This window comes from Corallococcus sp. AB038B (assembly GCF_003668955.1).
In the GTDB taxonomy this organism is placed as follows: domain Bacteria; phylum Myxococcota; class Myxococcia; order Myxococcales; family Myxococcaceae; genus Corallococcus; species Corallococcus exiguus.
The window spans coordinates 358,186-380,292 of sequence record NZ_RAWO01000010.1; the positions used below are offsets into that span (position 1 = coordinate 358,186).

Genomic DNA, 22,107 nt, shown 5'->3' on the forward strand with positions numbered 1-22,107 from the left:
CGCCATGAAGCTTGAGGAGATCTTACCAGGCGCGAGCCTTGAGGGCGTCGAGCCGTCGAGCGTAGTGATGGTGGTTGCCGCCATCGCAATCCCGCCCAACTCGCTCCAACTCGTCTACCGTCTCCCGGATGGCGCGCTTCGCGAGCGACTGCTTTCGCGCGATGACGAGCCCTCGCTGAAGATCGCGACCTCGGCGCGCCCTTGGTCCTTTGATGGCGACGGTGCAGCGTTCCAGCTGACCGCTGAAGCGAAGCGGATCGACCTTGCGTTCCTCTTCGATCCGATGATGGCCGTACACACTTCGAACGTGGACCCGCTGCCTCACCAGATCACCGCCGTCTACGAGTCGCTCCTCCCGCGGCAGCCACTGCGCTTCGTGCTCGCGGACGACCCCGGCGCAGGCAAGACGATCATGGCGGGTCTCTACATCCGCGAGCTGATCATGCGCGCGGACGCGCGGCGAGTGTTGATCGTCGCACCGGGTAGCTTGGTTGAGCAGTGGCGCGACGAACTCTTCGAGAAGTTCGGGCTTGAGTTCCGTGTGTTCTCGAAGGATCTCGAGCTCGCTTCGCCTAGTGGAAATCCGTTCGAGGACGTCGATCACCTCATCGTCCGCCTCGATCAGATGTCTCGAGCCGAGGACCTACACGGCAAGCTCTGCGCTGCGAGCTGGGATTTGGTCGTGTTCGACGAGGCGCACAAGCTCTCAGCCCACTTCTTCGGAAAAGAGCTCAAGCGCACCAAGCGGTTCAATCTTGCCGAGAAGCTCGGGGCTCACACGCGGCACCTGCTGCTGATGACCGCAACCCCGCATAACGGCAAGGAAGAGGACTTCCAGCTCTTCCTGTCGCTGCTCGACTCCGATCGCTTCTACGGCAAGTTCCGCGATGGAGTGCACAAGGTTGACACCTCAGATCTCATGCGCCGCATGGTTAAGGAGGAACTCGTCAAGTTTGACGGCACGCCACTCTTCCCTGAGCGCCGCGCCTACACGGTGAACTACAAGCTCTCGAATCTCGAAGCTGCCCTGTACGAGAAGGTCACGACCTACGTGAAGGAGCAAATGGGCAAGGCCGACGAGCTCGACGGTCAGCGTCGTGGTTCCGTCGGGTTCGCTCTCGCCGCGCTTCAGCGGCGCTTGGCCTCGAGTCCCGAGGCCATCTACCAGTCTCTCAAGCGACGCCACGCACGGCTTGAGCGTCGCCTGCGCGAGGAGAAGCTGGGCGCGAGGCGCCGTTCGCTCGCGGAGACCATCCCTGTCGCGCCGGAGGACGAGGACGAGCTCAACGCAGACGAGCAGGAGCGGCTTGAGGAAGCGCTCGTCGATGAGGCGACTGCCGCCAAGACTATCGGAGAGCTTGAGGGGGAGGTGCTCGTCCTGCAGGCGCTCGAGAAACGCGCGCTCGACGTGGTTGCGTCGGGCCAGGACCGGAAATGGGAAGAACTCTCTCGAATCCTCCAGGACGACCCGCACATGCGGGACGCCAGCGGTCGGCTGCGCAAGCTCATTATCTTCACTGAGCACCGCGACACGCTGAACTATCTTCACCAGAAGGTCGGGGGCGTGCTTGGCAACACCGACGCGATCGTCACCATTCACGGAGGAACCCACCGCGATGAGCGTCGGCGCGTGCAAGCACTATTTCGCTCCGATCCCGAGGTGTGCGTGCTCATTGCAACGGACGCGGCTGGCGAAGGCGTGAACCTCCAGAACGCCAACCTGATGGTCAACTACGACCTGCCATGGAACCCGAACCGGCTGGAACAACGGTTTGGTCGCATTCATCGCATCGGTCAGCAGGAAGTCTGCCACCTCTGGAACCTCGTTGCGAAGGAGACGCGCGAAGGCAACGTATACCATCGCCTTCTCGAGAAACTCTCGGTCGAGAGCGAGGCGCTGAAGGGCCGCGTATTCGACATCCTGGGCGAGGTCTTCGAAGAGACCAGTCTCAAGGACCTACTACTCCAGGCCATTCGCTACGGCGACCAGCCAGAGATTCGCGCGCGCCTCTACCAGAAGGTCGAGAAGGCACTCGACACGGGGCACCTGCGCACGATCCTCGATCGCAACGCTCTCGCACAGGAATCGATGAGCGCTGAGCGCCTCTTCGCAGTGAAGGAGGAGATGGAGAAGGCCGAGGCACGTCGGCTCCAGCCGTTCTTCATCCGCTCTTTCTTCATGAATGCCTTCGAGGCTCTCGGCGGCTCGATCCATCCTCGCGAAGCTGGACGCTTCGAGGTGTCCTACGTCCCGACAGCGATTCGCGAGCGGGACCGCCAGATCACCGGCCGCAACCGTCGTGACATCACCCCCGTCCTGAAACGCTACGAGCGCGTCTGCTTCACGAAGGATGCCGTTCGCACCGACAAGCCTGGGCTGGTGATGGCGAGCATGATTCATCCCGGACACCCGCTGATGTTGGCGGTGACCGATATCGTGCTGGATCAGCACGCCAACCTGCTCCGTCAAGGCGCCATCCTCGTCGATCCGGCAGCCGAAGAAGTCTCACCGCACCTGCTCTTCTTACTCACCCACGAGATCAAGTCGGGCGACGGCCACACGCTCTCGAAGCGTCTCCAGTTCGTACGTGTGGACGCCGATGGAAAGGCGAGCTTTGCCGGATGGGCACCCCACCTGGACCTACAGCCGATCGACGACGCCGATCGTACTCGGCTCAAGGGCGTCCTCGAGTCCGACTGGATTCGCGCCGACCTTGAGCAGAAGGCGCTGACGCTCGCCGCATCGACGCTCGTTCCGGAGCACTTTCAGGAGGTCGCGGCGCGCCGCATCGCTCATGTCGACAAGACCCTCGCAGCCGTGCACGAGCGGCTCAGCAAGGAGATCAACTACTGGTCCGACCGGTGGATGAAGCTCCGCGAGGACCAGGAAGCGGGCAAGGATGTTCGCCTCAACCTCGAGAACGCGCGTCGCACGGTGATGGACCTCGAAGGCCGCCTTGAGAACCGCCGCCGCGAACTGCAGGCCATGCGACACGTCGCATCGGCCACCCCTGTCGCGATCGGCGGCGCTCTGGTAATCCCGATGGGCCTCCTGCGGCAGTTGCGCGGAGAGGCTCTGTCCGGCGACGTGTTCTCCGCAGACCCCCTCGCACGCAGCCGAATCGAGCAACTGGCGATGCGGGCAGTGCGAGCCGCCGAAGAGGCGCAGGGTTGCCGCGTCGTGGACGTCTCCGCGCAGAAGTGCGGATGGGACCTCACCTCCTACCCGACGTCGCTGGACGGCAAGCAGCCGCAGGCGCGGCACATCGAGGTGAAAGGCCGCGTGAAGGGGGCCAGCACCATCACGGTGACGCGCAACGAGATGCTCTACGCGCTGAACCAAGCGGACAAGTTCCGCCTCGCCATCGTGCTCGTCGGTGACGACGACTCCGTTGATGGTCCGTTCTACCTTCGCAATCCCTTTGACACCGAGCCTGGCTGGGGCGTGTCGTCGATCACCTTCGACATCAAGGCGCTCCTCGATCGCGCGGAACGCAAGAAGTCATGACCCATCCGATCAAGTCCCCGAAGAAGCTCATCGAGGTCGCGCTCCCGCTCGACGCCATCAACAAAGAGGCCGTGCGTGAGAAGTCAATCCGTCACGGGCACCCGAGCACTCTGCACCTGTGGTGGGCACGTCGTCCGCTCGCCGCTGCGCGCGCGGTGCTCTTCGGCCAACTCGTGAATGACCCGGCGTCGCTTTGGGAGCAACAGAACCCCGGGCAGAAGCCGTCCCTGCAGCAGCGCGGCGGCTTTACCCAGCGGCGGAATTACCTGTTCGGGCTCATCTCTGAGCTGGTCAAGTGGGAGAACACGACGAACGACGACGTGCTCAAGAAGGCGCGTGCGGAGATCCGACAGTCGTGGCGCGACATCTGTGAGCTGAACCGCGACCATCCGGACGCAGTAACGCTGTTCAATCCGGACAAGTTGCCGGTTTTTCATGACCCATTCGCGGGAGGTGGCGCCATTCCGCTGGAGGCCCAGCGCCTCGGGTTGGAATCGGTCGCGTCCGACCTGAACCCTGTCGCCGTGCTGATCAACAAGGCGATGATCGAGATCCCGCCAAAGTTCGCGGGCCGCCCGCCCGTCCATCCCGATGCGCAGCAGGAGGCGAAGCTACAGACGTGGAAGGGCACCCAGGGGCTCGCGGAGGACGTGCGCCGTTACGGCGCGTGGATGCGCGAGGAGGCAGAGAGGCGCATCGGGCACCTCTACCCTAAGGTGAAGGTCACCGCCGAGATGGCGATCGAGCGATCGGACTTAAAGGGGCTCGTGGGGAAGGAGCTGACGGTCATCGCATGGTTGTGGGCTCGCACTGTCAAGAGCCCAAACCCGGCTTTCAGCCATATCGACGTTCCCCTAGTGTCGAGCTTCGTGCTCGCGACAAAGGAGGGGAAGGAGGCGTGGGTTGATCCGGTGGTCGAGGGCGACCGGTACCGGTTCGTTATTCGAAATAACAAGCCACCGGCAGGTGCGGCCGACGGGACCAAGCTTGGACGTGGTGCTAACTTCCGCTGCTTGGTCTCTGGGGCTGCTATCGAGCCTAACTATATCAAGGCGGAAGGCCTTGCGGGGCGCCTCGGAGCGAGATTGCTCGCGGTAGTCGCAGAGGGAAGCCGTGCGCGCATCTACCTCGACCCCACCATCGAGCACGAGCGAGTCGCGGCCCAGGCAACTCCGGTGTGGAAGCCTGAACTGGGACTGCCGGACGACCCAAGGAACTTCTGGACGCTGAATTATGGCCTCACCACGTTTGGCGACCTCTTTACACCTCGCCAACTCGTCGCATTGACGACGTTCTCGGATCTAGTAGGTGAGGCGCGTGCTCACGCTGTGCGGCATGCAGTTGCTGCCGGACTGCCCAACGACGACGCGGGGCTGGAGCAGGGTGGGAGTGGGGCGCAAGCCTATAGTGATGCCGTTGGCATCTATCTCTCCTTCGCCGTCGATCGCGTTGTGGACCGCCATACAACAATTGCAACTTGGGACTCAAGCCCATCGAAGCTGCAGCTTCGAAACACTTTCGCGCGCCAAGCGATTCCCATGACCTGGGATTATGGCGAGGGCAACGTGTTCTGTATGTCTTCTGGTACTTGGAGTCCAAGTGTTGAGTGGGTCGCGAAATCCATCGGGTTCCTCCCCACCGCGCCCCCGTCAACTGCCTTACAGTCGGATGCGCGCTCGGCTTTTGCTAGTCCGGCCATCGTCTCGACCGATCCTCCGTACTACGACAACATTGGCTACGCGGACCTGTCTGATTTCTTCTACGTTTGGTTGCGACGATCGCTACGCAACGTGCTGCCGTCGCTGTTTGCAACCATAGCCGTTCCTAAGAGTGAGGAGCTTATTGCAACTCCTTACCGTCACGGCTCGAAGGAGAAGGCAGAACAGTTCTTCCTTGAAGGAATGACTGCTGCGATGAGCGGGCTTGCAGTCAGGTCCCATCCATCGTCGCCTGTCACCATTTACTACGCTTTCAAACAGTCTGAGACAAAGGGCGAACAGGGAACCTCATCCACTGGTTGGGAGACATTTCTTGAAGCAGTCTTGAGCGCTGGCTTCGCGCTCACCGGAACCTGGCCAATGCGGACGGAGCTCGGCAATCGCATGATCGGCTCGGGAACCAACGCTCTTGCCTCCAGCATCGTCCTGGTCTGCCGCAATCGCCCCCACACCGCCGCCACCATCTCCCGCCGCGAGTTCTTGCGCGAACTCAACGCTGTGCTTCCCGAAGCCCTCGACGAGATGACGAAGGGGGCTGGCGACGATCGCTCGCCTGTCGCGCCCGTCGACCTCTCCCAGGCCATCATAGGCCCCGGCATGGCGGTGTTCTCCAAGTACGCCGCCGTGCTTGAGTCCGACGGCACGCCCATGAGCGTGAAGACGGCGCTGCAGATCATCAACCGTTTCCTCGCCGAGGATGACTTTGACGCTGACACGCAGTTTTGTCTGCACTGGTTTGATCAGCACGGCTGGGCTGAGGGCGCGTACGGAGATGCCGACGTGCTGGCTCGCGCGAAGGCGACGAGCGTGGGCGGCCTAGACCAAGCCGGCGTGCTTGTTAGCGGCAGCGGTAAGGTGCGGTTGCTGCGCCCGGTCGAGTACCCCGAAGACTGGGACCCTCGCACCGACAAGCGGCTTCCGGTGTGGGAGGCGCTGCATCAACTCACCCGTGAGTTCCGCAAGGACGGCGAGACCGGAGCTGGGCAGATCTTGGGCGCCGTGAAGGGTAAGGCCGAGGCCATCCGCCAGCTTGCGTACCGCCTATACACCGTGTGCGAGCGTCGCGGCTGGGCCGAGGACGCACGTGCGTACAACGACTTGGTCACGTCGTGGACGGCCATCGAGACCGTAGCCAACGCCGTTCCCGAGCCCGTTTCCCAGCTTGCCCTGTTCGGAGATTCGTGATGAAGCCCTGGCGCGAGATCGCAGTCCCCCATCCGGACGTGCTGGAGGGCACCTTCCAGCAGTCCGAGTTCGCCGCCGACATCACCGCTGTGCGAAACGGCGAGGCGTCGCGGGAATACCAGCAAGCCGGCCCCTTCTTCGCGCGCACGTACATCACCGAGGGGATGCGGCTCTTGCTGACCCAGGTCGCCCAGCGGCTCAATAGCTCGGGCGGCGAGCCCGTGGTGCAGCTCCAGACCGCCTTCGGCGGCGGCAAGACCCACACGATGCTCGCCGTGTTCCACTTGGCCACTCGCGAGGGGTCGCTCAACGACCTCGCGGGCATCCCGGCGATCCTCGACCACGCGGGAGTGATGGACGTGCCCCGGGCCAAGGTCGCCATCCTGGACGGTACCGCACTCGCGCCGGGCCAGCCCTGGAAGCACGGCAAGGTCCAGGTTCACACGCTTTGGGGCGAACTCGCGTGGCAGCTGGGAGGTCCCGATGGTTACGAGCTGGTGCGTGCCGCCGATATCTCCGGCACTTCGCCCGGCAAGGACGCGCTCCGCAATCTCGTCGGTCGATATGCGCCGTGCGTGGTGCTCGTCGACGAGCTCGTCGCCTATGTGCGCCAGTTTCCCGACAGTCAGGTGCTCTCCGGTGGCACCTACGACAGCAACCTGTCTTTCGTCCAGGCGCTGACCGAAGCGGTGAAGCTGGTTCCGAACGCGATGCTGCTTGCGTCGCTGCCGGAGTCGGATGTCGAGGCCGGCAGCTCCCGTGGAGTAATCGCCCTGCGAGCGCTGGGAAAGACTTTCGGGCGCGTGCAGGCGCTCTGGAAGCCGGTCGCCACCGAAGAGTCCTTCGAGATCGTGCGTCGTCGTCTGTTCGAGCCCATCGGCGACCTCGCCGCGCGCGATGCAGTGTGCCGGGCGTTCGCCAACCTCTACATCGACGAGGGCGCGAAGCTCCCGTCGGAGACCCAGGAAGCCCGTTACTTCGATCGGCTCGTGAAGGCGTACCCCATCCATCCTGAGGTGTTTGACCGGCTCTACGAGGACTGGTCGAGCCTTGAAAGCTTCCAGCGCACCCGCGGCGTGCTGAAGCTGATGGCGCACGTGATCCATGAGCTGTGGGCCAAAGGGAACAAGGACCTCCTCGTCTTGCCGAGCAGCCTGCCCCTGTACCGGGGTAAAGCGCGCGACGAACTCCTGTCTCATCTTCCCCCAGGCTGGGATCCGGTGCTCGACCGCGACGTGGACGACGATCGAGCTGAGTCGGCTGAGCTCGACAACCGCGAGACACGGTTCGGAGCGGTGCAAGCAGCACGCCGGGTGTCTCGAACCACCTTTTTCGGGAGCGCACCGTCATCGGCCGGCTCGAAGAACGTCACCCGTGGTGTCGATCGGGCGCGCATCCTGCTCGGCTGCCTTCAGCCCGGGCAAACGTCCTCGCTCTACGCGGACGCGCTGAACCGGCTCGCCGACCGCCTCCACTACTTGAATGCGTCCGGAGACAAGACGGCCGACAGCACACGCTTTTGGTTTGATACCCGCGCGAACCTACGGCGCGAGATGGAAGACCGAAAGGGGCGCTTTGACGAGCGGAACGAGGTGCGCGGCAAGATCGCTGAGGTGCTTGCCAAACTCACCTCGGCGCGAGGGCTCTTCGACGGGGTGCACGTCTTCACTCCCCACGCCGACGTGCCCGACGACGGCCAGCTCCGGCTCGTTGTTCTCGACCCCGAGCGCCCCTACTCGAAGCAGATGGCCGTACCGGTGACCGACGCCGTGCAGGAGTTCGTACGCGCCAACGGTTCGAAGCCCCGCTTCAAGGGCAACCGCTTGGTGTTCCTCGCTCCCGACGGCGGCGCTATCGGCCGCTTGTGTGACGCCGTACGGACCGCGCTGGCATGGGGCTCGATCGTCAGCGACATCGTCACCGGGCGCTTGAACATCGATCGTTTACAGGAGGCCCAGGCAAAGAAGGAGTCGGAGACTGCGGAAGCGGTAGCCATCCGCGCCGCGCGCGACTGCTACAAGTGGGTGCTCTGTCCGGTGATGCATGCAGCGACCGAGCGCGAGATGCAGGTCGAGGCATTTCCACTCAACACGGGGGCGACGTCGCTCAGCGCTGAGATCGACCGGGTCTGCGATGAGAACGAGCTCATCATCAGCACGTGGTCGCCGATCCACCTTCGGAATCGACTGTGCGAACTCTACTGGAAAGACGGGCGCTCCGTCGTCAATGCGATGTCGGTGTGGGAGGACATGCAGAAGTACCTGTATCTCCCGCGCTTGAAAAGCCGCGGCGTGTATGAGCAAGCCATCGCAACGGGGGCTGCGGGGAAGGACTTCTTCGGCATTGCCTACGGGCAGGCCGGGGACAAGCTCGAGGGCTTCCGCCTCGGCGCGGCCAGCGTCCAACTCGACGACACCCTTCTACTCGTCGAACCTTCGGCTGCAGCCGCGTACGCGGCTGCGGAGGAAGCGAATGCAGCGGCGGCAGCTGCGCAACGAGAGTCGACGCAATCCGAACACGCAGCCGACTCAAAGTCGCTGTCGGCGAGGGGTGACATGCTTACCGGGACTGAGTCGCCAACTCAGCAGAAGCCCGGAAGTGTTTCACCGCCGCGTGCGAAGGCGTTCTTCGGCTCGATCGATGTGAACGCAGCGACGGCGAAGATGAAGCTCGTTTCGATCGCCGAGGAGATCATCGCGATGCTTGCGGCCGACCCGAATGCGACCGTTAAGGTGACGGTCGAAATCTCCGCGGACTTCCCGAACGGAGCGACGGACCAGACCAAGCGCGCCGTGACCGAGAACGCCGCGGCGCTCGGGTTCAAGAGCAAGCTTTGGGAGTGAACCCGACGGGGGCGCTGTGTTTTCCGGCGGGTAACTGTTCACCGGCTGATGCCTGGTTGAGGGGACTGCCGGGCAGCGGGCAGTGGGCGAAATTGCGCTCGACGGTGCTGGCCGCGACGTGACACACCGCCACTCGTGACGGAACTCAATCCCGGGGACGCGCGGATTGCGAAGCTGGAAGCGGCGCTTGAGCGCATCGCGCATTTGGAGCAAGAGAATCGGTAACTGCGGTAGGAGAACTGGCAGCTAAATGAGTGGCTGACTCTTTCTCCGCCCCATGGACAGCATCGCGGCGCTGAGCAACCTGCCGGCCGGTGTGGCGGCCCTCATCGCGTCGTCGCCCGCGTACTGGGAGCGCTTCCGGTACATGACGCAGGGCGAGCAGATCCGCGAGGTGGCGCGGCTGGCGACGAGCTTCATCGCGACCTGGGGCGCGGCCTCGGCCACGGCGCGGACGTTGACGGGAATGGCTGCCGGCGTGGAAGCCACGGTGCCGGTGCTCTCGCTGTCAGTGGAGGGTGCGCTGGTCGTCGAGCGCGTCACGGTGCCGGTGGGGCGCGCGGCGTCGGTGTTGAGTGGAGGGCCCGGGGCGACCATCATCCTCCATCGGACCGGCACGGCTTCGGGTCAGCCCTCGTCCCCAGGGGATCTCGGCCCGGGGAAGTGGGAGAATGCCAGCGAAAGCATGAGCGAGGCATCGCGCAAGTACCAGGCCCAGGTCACCGAGGCGCCGGCAGGGAAGGTCTACAAGGTCCAAGAGGTCAAATTCGACGGTTTCAAGATGGGGGTGCTCCTTGAAACAAAGGGGCCGGGCTATGCCAGGTTCCTCAAGGATGGGAGTTTCAGAACCTGGTTCCGAGGCGCTGACGGAATGCTTGAGCAAGCAAAGAGACAATTCAAGGCGGCCAAGGGCACGCCGATCCATTGGCATTTCGCGGAGCGCGAAGTTGCTGACGCCGTGAGAGACCTATTCAGGAACGAAGGGCTTGGCACAATCAAGGTCGTATTCACCCCGCCGTCTCCGTAGGCAACAGGCCAGATGAACGAGAAGTATTACCTGGGGGCGTATTGGCCGGGTCGCGTTGAGCCAGTCGAGTCATACGCTCGACGTGCCGAGGACTTCTTCCTCCACCTGGCACGTGCCGAACCTATGTTCAACCGATGGTTCGAGAAAGCCGGGTCTCGTGCTGAGGCACTCAGGCACCCACTTGTGCCGAATGAGGAGTCGCTTCTCAAGCTCTTCGGGAAGAAATACCGGAATGATGAGGCTGGTGTTTCTTTCTCTGCATGGAACGGAGAGGCCGATGGTGCAAGCACTGGCGTCAGGCTCGCATGCGGCTCCACCTCGGATCTCTTGGGGGACCTTTGCGTGATGGAACTTCCGACAGGAGGTGCAGCCAGAGAGCGTGTCCTGACCGCTCCCGTCCTTTCACAGGCGCTTCGCGCAGCGGCTGTTGCTTGGGACCCCGAATGGGGTATCGCCACGTCTACGGCTCATCGAGACAGGGTGTCGGAGTTCGCTGTGCCGGGCACGTTCGTGGGCTGGGTCACGTACCTGTCTCGCCGTTTGGGTACAGTGCCCCCGCTGCCCTCTCCGGTGCATATCGAACGGGTCGAGGACAAGGGGACGCTCATCGTCATGTGTCCTGAGCGCTTCACGGTAAGCAACCCGGAGCACATCGCGCTCGCCGAGCAGGTGCAAGACCAGCTGAACCGGGCGGGACTGTTGAATCCGATCCAGCCCCAAGGGTAGACGCATGAGGGCCGAGCAGCGGGTGACTCGGCCCTCACCCCACGGTCCGCAGCTCAGCGCTCCACGTCAGGCGTGCTGAGCGGCCGGCGCTGGTGCTGTTCCTGATGCCCCGGGAACATGGAGACGAAGAACTCCGACCAGCCTCCCATGCGCACCCGGAGCACGTCGTACTTCTCTGGGTCCTTCGACGCGTGCGCGAAGGTCTCAGGGTTGGCGCAGGTGATGGTCAGGATGTTCGAGCCCTGGCCCTGGGCGAACGCGTGCAGCACGCGCTCCAGCGAGCCCACGGGGAAGTCCTCGCGGATGTTGAAGTCCGTGGGCGCTCCGCTCGTGAAGCCCTCCGCTCCCGCGCCGGTGTAGCCGGACAGCGCTCGCACGAAGCCCTCTTCCTGATGATCCACCGGCTGGTCCGCGATGCTCGGCGACGGGCTCAGGTCCGAGGCCAGCGTCTCCCCGAGCCGCCGCCCATCCGCGGAGGCTCCGCAGGTCGCGCCGAACTCCAGGTAGTTCTCGAAGGTGCCCGCTCCCGGTTGGATCTGGAACCCGCCGAATGGCTTCTCCGGCGTCCCGAACTTCTTCGCCAGGTCCACCATCTTCTGGGCGGTGGGCTCGGCGGGCTCCGTGAAGACGCGCACCACCGTCTCCGCCACGCGCTGGATGAAGGCGTTGGCGAAGCGGTCCACCTCCTGGTTGCCGCGGCCGTAGCGGGGCTGGGCCAGCGCCACCTGGCGCAGGTCCCGGAAGCGCTGCGCCTTCGCCTCGATGCGCGCGGGGCCCGCGAAGGTGCTGATGAAGGGCTCGTCCATCTTGTAGCCCCAGTCGCACAGCAGCGCCTCCACCAGCTCCGGCAGGGACGTCACCGCCGTGTCCTGCTCGAACACCATCTTCCGGATGGCGTACAGCGAGTTGATGACCGTGGAGAGGGCCGTGATGCACGGGGCCACCATGTTGTAGCGGGCACCACCCCCGTAGAGGTCCAACCCCTTGTCGATGCAGTCGTCCACGAACACCGACAGCAGCGGCGACGGGCACACGGCGCTCATGGATCCGAAGACGCCCACCATGCCGTCCGCCTGCTTCGCGTACATCCAGCTCAGGTGCTGGAAGAACAGGTCCTGGAGCTGCTCGAACGACTGGATGGCCGAGGGCGGAGGCGACGTGAAGGACACGCGCTGGCCCCGGAAGTACATGGGGCCCGCCGTGCTCCAGCTCTTGCCCTGGTTGAGCGCGGCCTCCAGCGGCGACAGGGCCGTCATGCCTCCCAGCGTGAACCAGTTCTGTCCCACGATCTGCGGCTCGTAGCAGCCGTCGCAGGCGTAGTCGCGCGCCGCCCGGAGCACCACCTCGCTGCTCCACGCGCTGCCGGCCTTCTGGGCCACCGGTGTGGCCGCGGTGGGCTGCGTGCCCTGGCCCACGCCGTCACCACTGTGCAGCATCCCGGGGATGATCTTCTCGTCGCTGAGGAGGATGGGGTGCGCGCCGCCGCTGAGGATCGCCAGCGCCGCCTCGTGCAGGTACTCGGGCGGGATGTCCTTGCGCACGCGCAATGACAGGCACGGCGCGTTGAGCGGCAGCCGCCGGGCCGCGCGCAGGCAGAGCAGGGTGACGCGGTTGTACGCGGGCCGCCCCTCTCCCGGCGTCTCGTCCGCGACCGTCCCGCCCACTGTCACCTGCTGGATCCACTGGTTGTTCGCGGCGCCCTGCGGGTAGTTGCCGCTCATCCCGCCCATGGCGAGGTTCCCGAAGGGCTGGTGGTCCTCCACGAACTGGCGGTTGAGCAGCACCTTCTCCCCCAGCTTCACCCAGAAGCAGTCGATGATCTCCTGCGCCTGTGCGTCGTCCAGCACGCCCGCCGCCACGTCGCGCTCGTAGAAGGGGAAGAGCATCTGATCCAACCGGCCCACCGCCGTGGGCTCGCCAATCAGGTGCAGGCCCGCGTGCAGCGTGAAGAGCAGCTGGGTGGCCTCAAGCATCGTCTGGGGCCGCTCCGTGGCCAGCCGCTGCATCCGCTCCTGGATCTTCAGCAGGTTGTCGCGCTCGGCGTGCTGCCCCAAGGGCAGCTCCGAGGCCATCTTGCCCGCGAGCGCCGCGTAGGCCAGGCAGCTGTCGCGCACGCCCTCCAGGGACAGCACGACGCCCCGGTAGAACTGGCGCTTGCCTTCATCCTGGGTCGAGTCGTGCCGGGCCTGGACGTCCGCCATCAGCCCGCCCAGGCCCCGGTCCAGGGCGCGCTGGAAGCCCGGCACCAGGTGGCCCACGCCCGACGCGGAACTCAGCCCCGCGAAGAAGTTGCCCAGCTCCTCGTCCTTGCGTGCGTAGTCAATGACATACCGCCCCTGACCGAGCCCCAGGTTGGGCAGGGCCCCGACGATGAGCTCCACCGGGTGGATTCGGTAGGTGTCCGCGCCGTTGTACCAGTTGCCCTGCGAGTCCTGACGGCGGCCCCGGAAGCCGTAGGCGTCGCTGGCGAAGACCTGGCCCAGGCTGACCTTGATGGCCCACCCCATGCGCTCCACGACGGAGAGCCCCATCACCTCCCGGGCCTTCGCGGGGCCGTACTGGCGCGCCACGTAGGCGCACAGGTGCTCCAGTTCCTGCTGCGAACGGTTGACGTACCAGTTGTCCTGCCAGCGGGAGAAGGCGTCTGACAGCAATTGCAGCACCCGGTTGGACGGGGGCTGGTGCGTCCGGCGCTTGTCCCCGGACATCGTCGCCATCTGGAACAGGTAGTTCTTGTGGTTGTAATGCATGTACCCGTTCGACGAGGACACGTCGAAGTGCCGGTCCAGCCGGCTCCAATCCACGCCGGGGAAGCGCTTCCAGTCCTGCTGCTCAGCGCTCTGGAGCCGCACCGGTTCCAGCCCCAGGTCCGCCTGGCTGGGGATGTAATAGAAGCCTCCCAGGTTGGAGCGGACCTCGGAGAGCAGCCGGTCCCGCATGAAGCCGCGCTGGTCGCCAATCTGCTGGTTCATGACGGTTTCGAGCGCGCGGACGCTCCGGGCATAGCCCGCGAAGTAGATGCCCGCCTCGTCCCGGAGGCTGGCCCCCTTGGCGCGCAGTTCCGTGTTGTGCACCGTGTTCGCCTGCCCGAAGGGCAATCCCAGCCGGAGCACCTGCAACGTGTTGCCCTGGGCGTCCTGCACGCGGGCGCTTTTGATGTGGCTGCGCTGGTCCTGGCTGGGGATGAGGATGTCCTCGGTGGTGCGCCCCACCAGGTCCTCCACCTGCTGGGGGCTCATGTCCAGCAGGTGCTCCCAGTTGATCTCGAAGCGCTGCGCGACCACGAACGAGGCGCCCAGGTGCGCGGGGTCCTCGAACCCGACCAGGGTCTGCTCCTGGATGGAGACCGGGTCGGACGGGTTGTTGAGATTCTCCGCGAAGCGGCAGCCCAGCACCTTGCCGCCGCGCTTGTCGGGGCGCGTGGACTTGGTGGCTGCCTTCTGGTGGTCATGGGGAGCGGAGCGCACGCATCGCGCCTGGTCCTGCAGCCGCGCGCGGATGAGCTCGAAGACCGCGTCGCAGTGGGACTCCTCGTCGGACTTGATGTGGAACCACAGGTCGCCCTGCGAGTCGACGAACGTCCCGTTCGAGCGGGAGAACACGTTGGAGCGCCAGGCCGGCGAGGACTCCTCCGGGAAGGCCAGCTTCATGCCTTCGGGAAGGTCGGTCCCGTCCTCGGCGCACCACTCCTGCCAGAGCCGGAAGCCCACCCCGACGATGGCCGTGGTGTTGGCGCTCCCGTAGTTGTTGTGGATCTCCTCGCGCACGTCCCGCATCAGCTTCTGGAGGAGCGCCCGGGTCAGTGGCTCGCCGGTTCCGCTCGGTGTGCGCCAGAACGTCGCGAAGACGGCGTAGGGCGAAGGGTAGACCAGGCCTCGCTGGACCAGCGACCAGAGCTCATGGCTGAGCTGGTTTCCCTGCTGCGTGGACAACGACTTCGCGGAATGGTGCTCGGATGCAAGGACTGACGGCATGCGCATTCGACGTCTCCAAGGCTGGGCGAATAGAGGGCCATGTCTGGCCATGGCCCCCGGGCGGGAGGGTCTATCAAACGCCGTCAATTCCTGTCACGTCACGGCGGGTCGAAAGCCGATGTCAGGGAAACCCGCTAGTCCTTTCAGGCGAATGCGGTTCCCATTGACCCTGGGTGTGTCCGCGAACACCAGGGGCCTCGCGGTCTCAGGTCCTCCCTCGGAGCGCTGTCGTCGGCGGCGTCAATCCATGGCGGAGTCTGCTTGAATGCAGGTGTCTGTGTTGTTTGTGTGTTGTTGTTGTTGTTGGGTGCGTTTGGTCTGTTGTGTGTATGTTTGGTGAAAGCCATGAGCCCTACGGCTTCAGGGATGCTCAGGCGCCCTGGAGTGCGGAGGTCGTTTCTTTGCCGTGTTCCACGTTTCCGCGGTGGGGCTCACCGAGGTCACCCGGACCCGCTGAGTCATCGAGGTCGTGCAATACAAGATTAAGCATCAGAACCAGCCGTGAAACATCCGTGGGACGTCTCAGACCCGGGTCGTAGCCCCAGGGGGCTTCGGATTTGTCGGGGGGATGGGGTACGCTTCTTTGCGACACGGCGGAATGGGACCGCCGGGCTGGGCCGGGGTGTTTCGTGGAAGAAGAGATCGTCTATCGCCACACGGTGGAGGGTGTGTTCCGCTCCATTGGTGACCGGCTGACTCCAGAGCTCCGGACGAAGCTGAAGGACGTGGGCCTGGACCTGGACGCTCAGTCTCCGCACCACACCGCTCGGAAGCTCTTCGCGGAGGCCATTCGCGTCACCGTCGAGCACCTGTATCCGCAGCTCGATGTGGGCGAGGGCTACCGGCGCCTGGGCGTCGGCATCATCCAGGGCATGGAGCAGACCGTGCTCGGCAAGTCGCTCGTGTCCATGTGGCCCATCTTCGGGCCGGAGCGCGTCGTGGTGCGCATCCAGGAGAGCTTCTCCACCGTCAACAACTACATGAAGTCGGAGCTGCTCACCCAGGGCCCCGGGCACCACATCATCCGCGTCAACGAGTGCAACGGGAACCCGGGCTACCTGCGCGGTCTCATCGAAGCGGGCCTTGCCCGTGCCGGCGCGAAGAACCTTCGCGTCGAGCCCTTCGACTTCGACGGCCACGCCTGCTCCTACCGCATCCGGTGGGGCGGCTGAGGCGAAAACCCAGGGAGTCTCCTGGCGCCGGGCAAAGCCAGAACAGTGAAGCAGTTCCGGTGTCTGGGAAAGACGGACGGGCTTGATTGAGATTGTGCCGGGGTTGGTGGACGGCCGTGGCTTCGTGATGACATTGCCGCAGGCCACCGTTATCGAGGACGGCCTGGCCAAGGCCGGGGCCCAGAACCTCCGGGTGGAACCATTCGACTTCGACGGCCACGCCTGCTCCTACCGCATCCAGTAGGCCCCCTGATAAAACGGGGAAATGAAGAAATTCTCCTTTGCTCGACACCGTGTGCTGTGTGGCACCGGCGCCTTCCTGCTGGCGCTCGCCTGTGGGCCGCAGGATGACCCGACCCTGGAGCTGGCGGAGACCGGCGAAGTCGCCCAGGCGGCCCTCGCTGCCCCGACGCTGCTCGAAGCCGTCCCCGGCGACGGGCAGGTGACGCTGAAGTGGACTGCGGGCCCCACGGGCACCCAGGGCTACCAGGTCCGCTACCGCGTGGGCTCCGGCTCCTGGGTGTACCGGGGCGCGGGGACCTCCACGACCTACGCCGTCACCGGCCTCACCAACGGCACGAAGTACGAGTTCCACGTTCGCATCAAGGGCTCCACGGGGGACACGACCTCCGGGTACTCGAACGGACTGTCCTCCACGCCCACCGCGGACGAGTGCTCCAGCTCCTCTGTCCGCCACATCACCGTCACCGGCGCGGGCTCCAAGGACGGCCTGACGGCTCAGACGGCGGGCACGCTCTCCAGCCTCAACGCGTTCATCCAGGCGGTGGGCCCCGGCGGCATGGTGTGCATCCACGGCGGCACCTATGGCACCGGCACCACCGTGTCCCAGGGCGGCGCCCAGGGCGCTCCCGTTACCATCAAGGGCGTGGCGGGCCGGCCCGTCTTCCAGTCCACCTTCCAGGCCTCCACTCGCGCGAAGACGGGGCCCGTGGCCTTCACGGTGAAGGCCAGCAACCTCGTGTTCCACAACCTGGAGTTCAGGCACGTGGGCACTTGCTTCAGCTTCAAGGCCGCGACTTCCGTGGCCCACGTCACGCTCAGCCAGTTCCGCGCGGAGAATGTGGCCACCTGCGTGGATGTGGAGCGCTCCAGCTCCACCGCCTTCACCGACCTCACCATCCGCGACGCGATGATCCTCCAGTTCACTCGCGGCGGCATCTTCCTCGCGTCCGGGACGAACCAGTCGCTCGTGGAGGACGTCTACGTCGATATGGAGCCGGAGCAGATTGGCGGGCAGGGGAGTGACTACCCCGTGGGCATCGCCCTCTACGACACCACGAACAACGTCACCCTGCGCCGGGCCACGGTGATGAACGTCACCGGCATGCAGACGGGCTACACCCAAGGGGACGGCATCGACGGAGAGAGCACCGCCAGCGACGTCGTCCTGGAGGACAGCTACTTCCGCGGCAACGAGGACGGCTGCGTCGACACCAAGGTGCGCAACATGCTCATCCGCAACACCGTCGCCGCTGAGTGCAAACGCAACTTCCGCCTGTGGCAGTCCGTCACGCCGGGCCCTCGCGTCGAAAACGTCAGCAGCTACCAGCCTCGCGACGACCACTTCTTCATGCACACCGGCACCACCACAGCCAAGGACATCGCCGTGTACTCCAGCAACGGCGCGAAGCTCGTGGCCTATGACTGCTCGTCCTCGTCTCCCTGCACGTTCAACGCGCAAGGCATCCGAGGCACCCTGCTGGACGCGACGAAGCTCAACGCCACTGGCACGGTGTCCGGCAACACGCTCGTGTACGGACAGGCCGTCACCAGCCCTCCCGTTCCCAACCCCACTTCGTTCACGCCGTAGAAACGACAAGGCCCCCGGATCCACTCATGGATCCGGGGGCCTTCTTCGTGGCCGGCGCATCAGGCCAGGTCGAACAGCAGGGCCTCCAGCGGCTCGGAGGCGGTGAGCACGAGGCTCGACTCGTCGGACACGGCGACTCCGTCACCGGCCTTCAGGGCCACGCCGTTGAGCGTGCCCGTGCCCCTGGCGATCTGCACCCAGGCGTGACGCCCCTTGGGCAGCGTGTACTCCGCCTTCTCTCCCGGGCTCAGCAGCGTGCTGTTGAGCAGCACGTCCTGGTGCACCGTGAGGCTGCCGTCTCGGGCGTCCGGGCTGACCACCACGCGCCAGCGTCCCTGACGGTCCTTCTCCGGGAAGAACTTCTGCTCATACTCCGGCTTCAGGCCCTTCTTCTCCGGGATGATCCAGATCTGCAGGAAGTGGACGTCCTCGTTGGAGCCGTTCATCTCGCTGTGCATCACGCCCGTGCCGGCCGTCATGCGCTGCACTTCACCGGCGCGCAGGAGCCCCTGGCCTCCCGTGCTGTCACGGTGCGCGATGGCGCCGCTCAGCGGGTAGGTGATGATCTCCATGTCCCGGTGCGGGTGCGTGTCGAAGCCCTCGCCCGACTGCACGCGGTCCTCGTTGATGACGCGCAGGGAGCGGAAGCCCATGTTCTCGGGGTCGAAGTAGCTCGCGAACGAGAAGGTGTGATGCGAATCCAGCCAGCCGTGGTTGGCGTGACCGCGTGCTTCGGAAGGGCGAACGTTCATCATGGTGTGTGCTTCCTTTCGAGACACAACATGCGCTCCGGAACGCCACCTGGCCAGACACGAACCTCGGGACACATCGTTCCATCCACGGAACGAAACGCCGGCACTGTCTCAGCGCTTCGCCCGCTTGAAGGCTTCCTGGTTGTGGGGCCAGTGCTCGCGCAGCACCTCCACGAAGGCCATCACCTTGGGCACGTGGTGGCGCGTGGGTGGGTAGACGGCGTGCACCGGCGCGCCGGTGGAGCTCCAGTCCGGCAGCACGCGCTGGAGCCGCCCGGACGCCAGGTCCTCGATGCATTGCTGGCCCGGGATGAGCGCCACCCCGGCGCCCAACGACGTCACCGCGCGCAGCATGTCCGGCTCGTTCACCACCAGTCGCCCGGAGACCTTCACTTCGACGGAGCGCCCGCCCGCGTGCAGCGTCCAGACGTTTCCCTGCACCGACTTACCGAAGAAGAGGCAGTCGTGCTTCGCCAGGTCCGCTGGTGTCTTCGGTGCACCCCGCGCCTGGAGATAGCCAGGCGAAGCCACCACGAGCCACTCGATGTCCCCCAGCCGCCGTGCCATCAACGACGAGTCCGGCAGCCGGCCGGCGCGCACCGCCAGGTCGAAGCCCTCCTCCAACAGGTCCACCGCCCGGTCCGTGCAGAGCAGCTCCACCTGCACGTCCGGGTACTTCTCCATGAAGCGCGCTACCAGTGGCGCGAGGAAATGGACGGACAGGGGTGTTGTCACGCGCAGCAGGCCGTATGGCCCTGCTTGCAGGCGTGTCACCGCCAGCTCCGCGGCCTCCGCTTCCGCGACGATGCGCTCGCAGTGCGCGTAGTACGCGCGGCCCACCTCCGTCAGGTGCAGCGTGCGCGTGGTGCGCTGGAGCAACTGCGCGCCTACTCGCTCCTCCAACTCGGACACCTTGCGGCTCACGGTGGACTTGGGCATGCGCAGCGCCTTCGCCGCCGCCGTGAAGCTGCCCGCCTGGACCACCCGGGCGAAGATGAGGAGTTCGTTGAGGTCCATGGCCCTTCCCTCGTGCAGGCGCAGGACTGTTCCAGCCGTGGAACAGTGCATCCTGTCCGTCCCGTCTAATCGGGAACGTGGGGGGCCGCTACCTTACGCCTCGTTGAAACACACCGCCGCTGCCGCGGCGCACACGACAAGGAAGACGACCATGGCCACCACTACCTGGAACATCGACACCACGCACACGGGCATCCACTTCAGCGTCCGCCACATGGTCGTGGCGAAGGTGCGCGGCAGCTTCACGAAGTTCGGCGGCACCCTCACCCTGGATGACGCGAACCCGGCGGCCTCGGCGGTCTCTGTCTCCATCGAGTCGGCGAGCATCAGCACCGGCGTCGACCAGCGAGACAACCACCTGCGCTCGCCGGACTTCTTCGACGTGGAGAAGTTCCCGGCCATCACCTTCCAGAGCACGAAGGTGGAGCCCTCCGGCAAGCACCTGAAGGTGACGGGTCAGCTCTCCATCCGCGGCATCAGCCGCGAGGTCGTCCTGGAGGCCGAGCAGCTGGGCATCGCCAAGGACCCGTGGGGCAACACCAAGGCCGCGTTCGAGGCGAAGACGACCATCAACCGCAGTGACTTCGGCCTGACGTGGAACCAGGCCCTGGAAGCGGGCGGCGTGCTGGTGGGCGAGAAGATCGAAATCGCCCTCGAGGTCCAGGCCGCCCAGGCGCAGGGCGAGAAGGCGGCCTGAACCCCGAAGTGACTACTCGACGTCGAAGGACGTCAGGACGAAGTGCACGTCGGACTCCGCGCCCGAGCTGACCGTCGCGGTCGCCGGGCGCGTGATGTCCGTGGTGAACGACACGCCCGCGGGCGCCACCAGGTCCACCTGGTAGGTGCCGGGCAGCAGGTACTTGAAGTCCGCCACGTAGCGGGTGGCCGTGCTGGCGCGGAAGGACAGCGTCTCGCGGCTGCCGTCGGCGTTGATGAGCACCGCGGCGAAGCTGCCCAGCTGCGGGAAGCCCATGGGCAGGGACACGCTGCCCGCCTCCAACGTCACCTCCACGTTGCCGGAGAACTCCATGTCCGCGCCCTTGATGATGGGCCGCATGACCCACTTGCCGGAGTTGCCGGCCTCCTTGCCGAAGCTCTGCGCCACGTCGAAGTCCACCAGGATGACCTTCTGGTCGTCATCGCTGGTGATGGTGACGTCCGCGTCCTTGTCGAACTTCACCTTGAGGCCGGAGCTGCTGGCGCTCGGCATCTGCAGGTCTCTGTCCACCTGGGCCCCTTCGGGCAGGCCCTCGTAGTCGGCGGAGGTGGCGAAGATGCGGCTGACGCCGTCCTGCTTCACCTGGATGTAGCCGCCGGTGATGACGAAGCGCAGCTCCTTGTACGTGCCCGCCGGCACCTCCGCGTCCGTCACCAGGTCCGCGGTGTCGTTGGCCAGCGTGAGCAGGTCGGTGGTGACGGGCTCGCTCAGGAGCACCACGTCTCCCTTGTCTCCCTTGCCGTCTTCTCCTTCCACGCTGCCCTTCAGGTAGACCTTCGAGATGGTCACCACGGCCTTCTCGATGCCGTCGCCCGGGGCGTCAGTCAGCTTCAGGGTGACGTGGGACTTTCCGTCGCCGCAGGCCGCGAGGAACAGGAGTCCCGTGGCCATCAGCAGGGTAGAGGTCAGGTGTCGCAGGGTCTTCATTTGTAAGCCTTTGTTGGAATCAGGAATGGACGCGGGAGGAGACCCTCCCGCGTCCGGAGCGGCCACGGCGCTGTGTCAGCCGATGACCGGCCAGCACCCGCCTTCCTGGCACGACAGTGAATTGCAGCAGGTTTCATCGCCCTCGGTGGAGCACTCGCCGCCTTCGGGGGTGCACTGGGGCCCGGCGTCGATGCCGCCACCCGAGCCGCCGTCCGTCGTGCCCGCGTCGGGCTCGCTGGTGCCACCGTCCGTGGGCGGTTCGCCTTCGTCGTCGCAGGCGCCCAACGTGTCGCCGTGGCGCAGGTGCGCCGCCACCGCGGGCACGCCCACCGTGATGGTGTGCGCGTTGGCGGGGTTGCCGGGCGGAATGTGGCAGAGGGTGATTCCCGTGTTGCCTCCGGGCGCGGTGCCGCCATCCGCGGCGGGCGCTTCTCCGGCGGCGCCGCCCAGGTTGTCATCGCCCGAGACGAGCGACGGATCCTCCGCCTCCGTGGGGCCTCCGCAGCCCAGGGACAGCATCGTCGCGCACAACACCATCCATGCCGCGGAAGAGCGAGCGGTCGGGATACGCATGGTCATCCTCCTGTGAAACGAGGCGGTGGGGGGCCGCTCGGGGAGCGGAGTGCCTCGTTGTCAGAAAGACCCGGAGAATCGCGGGGTGGCCACAACTCCAGACGGGCGGCGAAGTGCGAGGCGACGCGCGGTCTGG

General features: G+C 65.4%; 14 protein-coding genes. 9 read left to right on the forward strand and 5 right to left on the reverse strand.

Annotated elements, in window-relative coordinates:
- Positions 1 to 4: 4 nt before the first annotated feature.
- The 5 genes from D7Y04_RS31645 to D7Y04_RS31665 all read left to right on the forward strand — a co-directional run bounded on the left by D7Y04_RS31645 (position 5) and on the right by D7Y04_RS31665 (position 11,007).
- Complete coding sequence (locus D7Y04_RS31645; protein ID WP_121761663.1) at positions 5 to 3,508, forward strand: helicase-related protein; 3,504 nt, start codon at positions 5 to 7, stop codon at positions 3,506 to 3,508.
- Complete coding sequence (locus D7Y04_RS31650; RefSeq protein ID WP_121761664.1) at positions 3,505 to 6,411, forward strand: DUF1156 domain-containing protein; 2,907 nt, start codon at positions 3,505 to 3,507, stop codon at positions 6,409 to 6,411. The genes D7Y04_RS31645 and D7Y04_RS31650 overlap by 4 nt, the downstream gene beginning before the upstream one ends.
- Positions 6,411 to 9,254 carry an ATP-binding protein gene (locus tag D7Y04_RS31655; protein ID WP_121761665.1) on the forward strand — a complete coding sequence of 948 codons (2,844 nt, stop codon included), beginning with the start codon at positions 6,411 to 6,413 and terminating at the stop codon, positions 9,252 to 9,254. The genes D7Y04_RS31650 and D7Y04_RS31655 overlap by 1 nt, the downstream gene beginning before the upstream one ends.
- A gap of 277 nt (positions 9,255 to 9,531) precedes the next feature.
- Positions 9,532 to 10,281, forward strand: a complete 750-nt coding sequence (locus tag D7Y04_RS31660) for a Tox-REase-5 domain-containing protein (RefSeq protein WP_121761666.1) — start codon at positions 9,532 to 9,534, stop codon at positions 10,279 to 10,281.
- Positions 10,282 to 10,293: 12 nt separating this feature from the next.
- Positions 10,294 to 11,007: an immunity 52 family protein gene (locus D7Y04_RS31665; protein ID WP_121761667.1), complete on the forward strand. Its 714-nt coding sequence runs from the start codon at positions 10,294 to 10,296 to the stop codon at positions 11,005 to 11,007.
- Between the two features lie 53 nt (positions 11,008 to 11,060).
- Here the strand turns inward: D7Y04_RS31665 and D7Y04_RS31670 are convergent, their stop codons facing one another.
- Complete coding sequence (locus tag D7Y04_RS31670) at positions 11,061 to 14,987, reverse strand: Dyp-type peroxidase (protein WP_121761668.1); 3,927 nt, start codon at positions 14,985 to 14,987, stop codon at positions 11,061 to 11,063.
- Between the two features lie 623 nt (positions 14,988 to 15,610).
- Here D7Y04_RS31670 and D7Y04_RS31675 point away from each other — a divergent pair.
- The 3 genes from D7Y04_RS31675 to D7Y04_RS31685 all read left to right on the forward strand — a co-directional run bounded on the left by D7Y04_RS31675 (position 15,611) and on the right by D7Y04_RS31685 (position 17,984).
- Entirely contained in the window at positions 15,611 to 16,153 is a 543-nt protein-coding gene (locus tag D7Y04_RS31675; RefSeq protein WP_120594605.1) for a DUF2378 family protein, read from the forward strand.
- Positions 16,154 to 16,235: 82 nt separating this feature from the next.
- Complete coding sequence (locus D7Y04_RS45250; protein ID WP_199749761.1) at positions 16,236 to 16,397, forward strand: DUF2378 family protein; 162 nt, start codon at positions 16,236 to 16,238, stop codon at positions 16,395 to 16,397.
- A 21-nt stretch (positions 16,398 to 16,418) separates the two neighbouring features.
- Positions 16,419 to 17,984 carry a fibronectin type III domain-containing protein gene (locus D7Y04_RS31685; RefSeq protein WP_121761669.1) on the forward strand — a complete coding sequence of 522 codons (1,566 nt, stop codon included), beginning with the start codon at positions 16,419 to 16,421 and terminating at the stop codon, positions 17,982 to 17,984.
- Between the two features lie 59 nt (positions 17,985 to 18,043).
- Here D7Y04_RS31685 and D7Y04_RS31690 read toward each other — a convergent pair whose 3' ends face one another.
- On the reverse strand, positions 18,044 to 18,739 hold the full coding sequence (locus D7Y04_RS31690) for a pirin family protein (RefSeq protein WP_121761670.1): 696 nt from the start codon (positions 18,737 to 18,739) through the stop codon (positions 18,044 to 18,046).
- A gap of 108 nt (positions 18,740 to 18,847) precedes the next feature.
- Positions 18,848 to 19,753, reverse strand: a complete 906-nt coding sequence (locus D7Y04_RS31695) for a LysR family transcriptional regulator (protein ID WP_120594602.1) — start codon at positions 19,751 to 19,753, stop codon at positions 18,848 to 18,850.
- Between the two features lie 151 nt (positions 19,754 to 19,904).
- Between D7Y04_RS31695 and D7Y04_RS31700 the strand changes: the two genes are divergently transcribed.
- Complete coding sequence (locus tag D7Y04_RS31700; RefSeq protein WP_121751617.1) at positions 19,905 to 20,450, forward strand: YceI family protein; 546 nt, start codon at positions 19,905 to 19,907, stop codon at positions 20,448 to 20,450.
- Positions 20,451 to 20,462: 12 nt separating this feature from the next.
- On the opposite strand, the gene D7Y04_RS31705 is transcribed toward D7Y04_RS31700, so the two are convergent.
- Entirely contained in the window at positions 20,463 to 21,398 is a 936-nt protein-coding gene (locus D7Y04_RS31705) for a DUF4382 domain-containing protein (RefSeq protein WP_121761671.1), read from the reverse strand.
- A 75-nt stretch (positions 21,399 to 21,473) separates the two neighbouring features.
- Positions 21,474 to 21,971, reverse strand: a complete 498-nt coding sequence (locus tag D7Y04_RS31710) for a hypothetical protein (RefSeq protein ID WP_121761672.1) — start codon at positions 21,969 to 21,971, stop codon at positions 21,474 to 21,476.
- Positions 21,972 to 22,107 lie beyond the last annotated feature (136 nt).